The organism is Salipaludibacillus daqingensis (assembly GCF_029891575.1).
Classification (GTDB): Bacteria; Bacillota; Bacilli; order Bacillales; family Salisediminibacteriaceae; genus Salipaludibacillus; species Salipaludibacillus daqingensis.
Genome location: NZ_JARZHF010000008.1, coordinates 255,079 through 262,169 on the forward strand (window position 1 = coordinate 255,079; position 7,091 = coordinate 262,169).

A 7,091-nucleotide genomic window follows, 5' to 3' on the forward strand; every position below is an offset into this window, starting at 1 on the left:
AGCAATGTCTTGCTAGGAGAAGTGTAGGTGAAGAATAGTGACCTTGGAACATTCCTATGATGAAAGTCAAATTCAAGTATTAGAAGGATTAGAGGCCGTTAGAAAACGTCCTGGTATGTACATTGGATCAACGAGCAGCCGTGGGCTTCATCATCTCGTTTGGGAGATTGTAGATAACAGTATTGACGAAGCAATGGGTGGTCATTGCGATGAAATTCAAGTGACGATCGAAGCAGATAATTCCATCACCGTAGAGGATAATGGCCGAGGAATCCCTGTTGGTATTCACGAGAAAATGGGGCGTCCCGCTGTCGAAGTGATTATGACCGTGCTTCATGCTGGTGGTAAATTCGGAGGCGGTGGTTACAAAGTTTCTGGTGGTCTTCATGGAGTAGGTGCTTCCGTTGTTAACGCACTTTCAAGTCATTTGGAAGTAGAAGTTCATTTGGATGGACAAAAGCATTTGATTGAATTCACACGTGGTATTCCTGATGCCGATTTGAAAGTCATCGGTGAGACAGATAAAACAGGAACGATTATTCGTTTTAAACCGGACGAACAAATTTTTACTGAAACGACGGAATATGAATACGATATTCTTGCAAATCGACTTCGTGAGCTAGCCTTCTTGAACCGTGGGTTACGGATTTTTATTGCGGACAAGCGTGAAGGCGGTAAATCAGCTGAATATTTCTACGAAGGCGGAATTAAGTCTTTTGTTGAACACTTGAATCGGACAAAGACACCACTTCACGATCCTCCAGTGTTTATTGAAGGGGAAAAAGAAGGGTTATCTGTCGAAGTAGCAATGCAATATAACGACGGTTTTTCCAGCAATCTTTATTCTTTTGCTAACAATATCAACACTCATGAAGGCGGAACGCATGAATCTGGTTTCAAAACAGGTTTAACGAGAGTGATTAATGACTACGCTCGGAAAAATAATTTGTTTAAAGAAGCAGATCCAAACTTAATCGGTGATGATGTTCGAGAAGGATTAACAGCAATTGTTTCCGTAAAAATACCAGATCCACAGTTTGAAGGACAAACAAAAACGAAACTTGGTAACAGTGAAGCAAGAACGATTACTGACTCGTTATTTTCCGAACATATGTCAAAATTTATGGCTGAAAACCCAACCGTAGCTCGTCAAATTGTTGAAAAAGGTTTAATGGCATCAAGAGCGAGAGATGCGGCTAAAAAAGCTCGTGAATTAACGAGACGTAAATCTGCGTTGGAAGTGAGCTCTTTACCAGGTAAACTAGCAGACTGCTCCTCAAAAGATGCTACTATTAGTGAGATCTATGTAGTTGAGGGTGACTCAGCCGGTGGTTCAGCTAAACAAGGAAGAGATCGTCATTTCCAAGCGATTTTACCTCTACGAGGAAAGATCATAAATGTGGAAAAAGCCCGCCTAGATAAAATTCTTTCAAACAATGAAATACGTGCAATTATAACGGCACTTGGAACAGGCATTGGGGAAGATTTTGATATTACAAAAGCAAGATACCACAAAGTCATTATTATGACCGATGCTGATGTAGATGGTGCTCATATTCGTACGCTATTATTAACGTTTATTTATAGATATATGCGTCCACTAATAGAAGAAGGGTATATCTACATTGCACAGCCACCGTTATACAAGATTCAACAAGGTAAAGCGATTCATTATGCTTACAATGAAAAGGAAAAAGACCGTATTTTTGGAGAATTACCAGCTGCTCCAAAACCTGGACTTCAACGTTACAAAGGTCTTGGTGAGATGAACCCTACTCAACTCTGGGAAACAACGATGGACCCATCTATGAGGACAGTTCTGCAAGTAAGTTTACCCGATGCGATGTTGGCAGATGAAGTGTTTGATACGTTAATGGGGGATAGAGTAGAGCCTAGAAGAGACTTTATCCAACAAAATGCTCATTACGTTAAAAACTTAGATATCTAAACTTTCATAGCGTAAATTGCTTATATAAGATGGCAAACCATGCAAGAAAACTTGCATGGTTGCTGTCTGAAATGAGTGTAGTAAGAAATGTATTCCATACATAACAGAGTTTTGTTATTTTTCAATGGGTCTGTTACATGCAGTATTGATTTAGAAATTGCAGAGGATTTGAGCAGGCATTTTTAAATGAATACGTTACGTTAACAGAGCGTTTTTAATAAATGAGCATCGATTAATTGTTTATGACACACGTAACGTTTTAGAGATAAAAAGGTAATGACAGCCGAAAAATGATTCTTAGAAAATAGATGGCTTATGGGTCGGTTGGAATTTGGTGAACGGAGGTACAAAGAATGTCTGAAGATCAGTCTAGAGTGAAAGAAATTAATATAAGTCAGGAAATGAGAACGTCGTTCATGGACTATGCCATGAGTGTTATCGTTAGTCGTGCCCTCCCTGATGTTCGAGATGGATTGAAGCCGGTTCACCGACGTATTTTATACGCAATGAATGAACTGGGTATTACTGCTGAAAAATCATACAAAAAATCTGCTCGTATCGTAGGGGAAGTTATCGGTAAGTATCACCCACACGGTGACTCTGCTGTTTATGAAACGATGGTAAGAATGGCGCAAGATTTTAGCTATCGTTATATGTTAGTAAATGGTCACGGCAACTTTGGTTCTGTTGATGGTGACGCCGCAGCTGCGATGCGTTATACGGAAGCGAAAATGTCGAAAATCTCGATGGAATTAGTTCGAGACATTAATAAAGATACAATCGATTTTCAAGAGAACTATGATGGTTCAGAGACTGAGCCGATTGTCATGCCAGCGAAATTCCCAAATCTGTTAGTGAATGGAACGTCAGGTATTGCTGTAGGTATGGCAACAAATATCCCTCCACATCACTTGTCAGAGGTGATTGATGGAGTACTAGCTTTAAGTAAAGACCCTGAAATTACAGTTGCAGAACTGATGGAATACATCCCAGGTCCAGATTTTCCAACAGCCGCAGAGATTGTTGGTGTTTCAGGAATTCGTCGGGCGTATGAAACTGGTAAAGGGTCCATTATTATTCGTGCCAAAGCGGAAATTGATGAAGTAAATGGCAAGCCGAGAATTATCGTTAATGAACTCCCTTATCAAGTGAACAAAGCTCGTTTAATTGAAAAAATTGCTGAGCTTGTTCGCGATAAAAAAATTGATGGCATTACCGATCTTCGTGATGAATCAGACCGTACAGGTATGAGAATCGTCATTGAGCTTCGTCGTGACGTCAATCCAAATGTTTTGTTAAATAATTTATATAAACAGACAGCACTTCAATCGAGTTTTGGTATCAACATGTTAGCACTTGTAAACGGTCAGCCAAAAGTATTGTCCTTAAAACAAGTTCTTTATCACTACCTTGAGCACCAAAAAGTCGTTATTCGCCGCCGCACCGAGTTTGAATTGAAAAAGGCACAGGCGAGAGCTCATATTCTTGAAGGACTTCGTATTGCACTCGATCATTTGGATGAAGTCATTGAATTGATTCGAGGCTCGCAAACGGCAGAGCTTGCTAGAAATGGTTTAATCGAGAAGTATGACCTTTCACATGATCAAGCACAAGCAATCTTAGATATGCGTCTCCAACGCTTAACTGGTTTGGAAAGAGATAAAATCGAAGCTGAGTACGCAGAATTAGTTGAAAAAATTGCCGAACTAAAAGCAATTCTTGCTAATGAAGAAAGAGTACTTGAAATTATTCGTGAAGAATTAATTGAGATCCGCGATCGTTTTGGCGATGAGCGTCGTACAGTAATTACATTCGGTGAAGACAGCATGGAAGACGAGGACCTCATTCCACGTCAAAATGTCGTTATCACTGTTTCTCACCACGGATATATTAAACGATTGCCGGTATCTACGTATCGCAGTCAAAAACGTGGTGGGCGTGGTGTACAAGGAATGGGTACTCACGACGATGATTTTGTCCGTCATTTGTTTGTAACGAATTCGCATAACCATTTGTTGTTCTTTACAAACAAAGGAAAAGTGTATCGCATGAAGGGGTATGAAGTTCCTGAACAAAAACGTACCTCAAAAGGAATTCCGATTATTAATCTTTTACAAATCGAAAAAGATGAATATATAAGTACCGTAATTCCAGTTTCAGAATTTAATGAGGACCAATCGCTTTTCTTCATGACTAAATATGGTGTTTCAAAGCGAACGGAACTAAAGGCATTTGCGAAAATCCGTCGCGGCGGCTTATTTGCAATCAAACTTCGTGAGGACGATGAGTTGCATGGTGTCCGACTGACGGATGGCAGCAAAGAGCTAATTGCTGGAACACGCAAAGGGATGTCAATCCGTTTCCATGAAAACGATGTTAGAAAGATGGGGCGAACAGCTGCAGGTGTGAAAGGGATTAACTTGAAAAAAGACGATGAAGTTGTGGGAATGGATATTATCGAAGCGGACCACGATATATTAATCGTCACGGAAAAAGGGTTCGGTAAAAGAACTCCAATTGAAGAATATCGTCAGCAAACGCGCGGTGGTAAAGGAATTAAAACATGTAACATTACGAATAAAAATGGAGACCTTGTATCACTAAAAGTTGTTGCCAATGATCATGACTTGATGGTTATTACAACAAATGGTGTTATTATCCGAATGCATGTTGGCGAAATTTCGCAAACAGGTAGAAGCACACAAGGTGTTCGACTGATTCGAGTTGCAGAAGAAGAGTTTGTGTCTACTGTTGCCCGTGTAAATGTTGATCAATTAGATGAAGAAGAAGCAGAATCTGAAGATGGAGAAGAATCACCTATTGCTTTAGAAGAAGGCGATAATGGTAATGAGACTCCAGAAGTTGCGGAAGATGTAAATGAAACAGAAGCTGAAAAAGAGGAATCTTCGGATGATTCTTCAGAGGATGACGAATAAGTAATTTCTAACCTGAAAGCATATGCTTTCAGGTTTTCTTTCAATAAAGTTGTTTTTTAGAAAAGTAACTGATATTAAAAGAACCGACCGAGACAAATGCTTTCCATTTTGCAATGCTTCAGATTTCTCAAGAAACTCGCATCGCAATACTGTTATTTACATCATGGTCAACTTCAGCAGATCAAAGCTTGAAGCGGCTTTTGCACTTACCGTATTCTCTGAGTAAAGAAGACACCGTGAATGCGAATGGAGGGTAGCTTTAGTGGCTTTTGCACTTGTGCCCTAGGGTAAAAGCGAATTTGCGCTCGTATAATCAACCTCTTTAAAGGAATTACTTTTATTAAAAATCGAATAATATAACATTTTTCAATGGCCTTAATAAGAAATTAAATAATCCTACATAAAATTAGTAAATGTTGAAGAAGTTATGATTCATTTCTATAAAAAGAGCTGAAATGTAGTACATTTCCATATAATTACTAAATATATTCCAAAAACCATTGACTTTTGATCCGATTTTCTTTCCAATAGAAAGTAATAAGAGTGAAGGAGCTACCACTTATGAATGTAAATATAAATGAGTTGAAAAAAGGTTGTATTTTAACAGAAGATGTGTGGAAACGTTCAAATACACCGTTAATGAGGAAAAAAACGGTTCTAACTGATGAGCACATTCGTATTTTAAACATTTATTTAGTAGAAAATGTGTGTGTGGAAGCTAAACTTGTAAACGGTAAAATTTTCAAACCAAATAAAGTTATTAAAGATGAAAAGGAAGAAAAACCGGAGAAAAAAGAAACTGTTTATGAGGATTCTTTTTTAGATCGCTATTTAAAAGCAGTTCAACATTATAAAAAACTTTTTACGAATTGGCAAGGTGGCACAAAAGTTGATGCTTACGCCGTAAGAAAAGTATTTTTACCTTTATTTGAGATAGAGCCTTCAAAAGATGAATTGATGCAACTACATCACTATACAACGAAACAAGATTATATTTATTATCATTCCGTAGCAGTTAGCGTCTATAGCTATTTACTCGGTAAGCGAATGGGGTTAAAGAATGGAGAAGTTATTCAGTTAGGACTAGCTGGTTTGTTGTCTGACTGTGGTATGTCCAAACTACCTTTCAATGTTTTTGAGAAAAAAGGTTCCCTTACAGAGGAGCAATATGAGGAAGTGAAAAAACATCCTATTTTTGGTTATCGAATGCTTGAAGAAGTTCCAGGTTTTTCAAAAAATGCGCTATTAGGAATCATTCAACATCATGAAAGAGAAGACGGAAGTGGTTATCCTCTTAATGTAGAAGCAGATCAACTTCATCATTTTGCAAAAATCATATCAGTAGCAGATGTTTATCATGCGATGACATCAGAAAGACATTATCGTAGCAAACAATCACCATATAAAGTCATCGCATCATTAAAAGTTGATGAGTTTGGTAGACTTGATCATAGAATTTTAAATTTATTTATTGATTTAATGTTAGATTTATCTATAGGTCGCAAAGTTAGATTAAATAATGGATTAGTAGGAGAAGTGTTGTATAAAAATGCGCAACATCCAACAAGACCAATTGTTCAAATACATGGAAACGATCATCTCGACCTTGCCAAAAATCCTGATATCATTATCGAAGAAGAATTTCCAATGGATTATGAAGAAGTGGAATAATTCTCATTCTTATTTACAAAGTAAATTAGATAGAAGTAAATTAATTTACTCTAGAAATAATCCTCATTTATATAGTGGTAGTAACTCTCAACTTATTCAGTTGAGAGTATTGTATTTAAGGAATCATTATTTTTTAGAAAGATGACTAATAAATAAAATGTTCTGAATATAAAATTGTTGTTGCAATGTAATAAATAGGTATGGTACATTATAAAACGTTGCTAAAAAAAGTATTGTTTGTAAGAAAAGAAAACAAACATTATTCGAAACAAACTTGTTGACTTTGATCTTTGAATTTGATAAGATATAAAAGTCGCCACAAACAAGCGGCGCAACAATTTGACCTTTGAAAACTAAACAAGAAGCCAAGCGAAGTGGGATATTTTAAAATATCCCGTCAATAGAAACAAATCGTTGAATGGAAACATTCGACAAACGCCAGACGAAAGTTTGGTTTTGATGTCATGGACATCAAACTTGATGAAAAGTCATCATACTTTATCGGAGAGTTTGATCCTGGCTCAGGACGAACGCTG

Annotated in this window: 3 protein-coding genes; all 3 read left to right on the forward strand. The window is 37.5% G+C overall.

Annotation, left to right across the window (positions count from 1 at the left end; all coding sequences use genetic code 11):
- Positions 1 to 37 precede the first annotated feature (37 nt).
- The 3 genes from gyrB (at position 38) to QDN89_RS16565 (ending at position 6,555) form a co-directional block, all read left to right on the forward strand.
- A complete protein-coding gene (gene gyrB / locus QDN89_RS16555) occupies positions 38 to 1,948 on the forward strand; it encodes a DNA topoisomerase (ATP-hydrolyzing) subunit B (protein WP_425335413.1) in 1,911 nt (636 codons plus the stop codon).
- Positions 1,949 to 2,301: 353 nt separating this feature from the next.
- Positions 2,302 to 4,884, forward strand: coding sequence for a DNA gyrase subunit A (gene gyrA, locus QDN89_RS16560; RefSeq protein WP_280771277.1), 2,583 nt, complete (start codon positions 2,302 to 2,304; stop codon positions 4,882 to 4,884).
- A gap of 561 nt (positions 4,885 to 5,445) precedes the next feature.
- The gene (locus tag QDN89_RS16565) at positions 5,446 to 6,555 is read left to right on the forward strand and encodes an HD-GYP domain-containing protein (protein WP_280771278.1); all 1,110 of its coding nucleotides are present in this window, start codon (positions 5,446 to 5,448) and stop codon (positions 6,553 to 6,555) included.
- Positions 6,556 to 7,091 lie beyond the last annotated feature (536 nt).

What these genes read in the sequence shown, in the direction of transcription:
- gyrA (WP_280771277.1), top strand. Translation starts at nt 2,302, where the DNA reads ATGTCTGAAGATCAGTCTAGAGTGAAAGAAATTAATATAAGTCAGGAA.
- QDN89_RS16565 (WP_280771278.1), top strand. Translation starts at nt 5,446, where the DNA reads ATGAATGTAAATATAAATGAGTTGAAAAAAGGTTGTATTTTAACAGAA.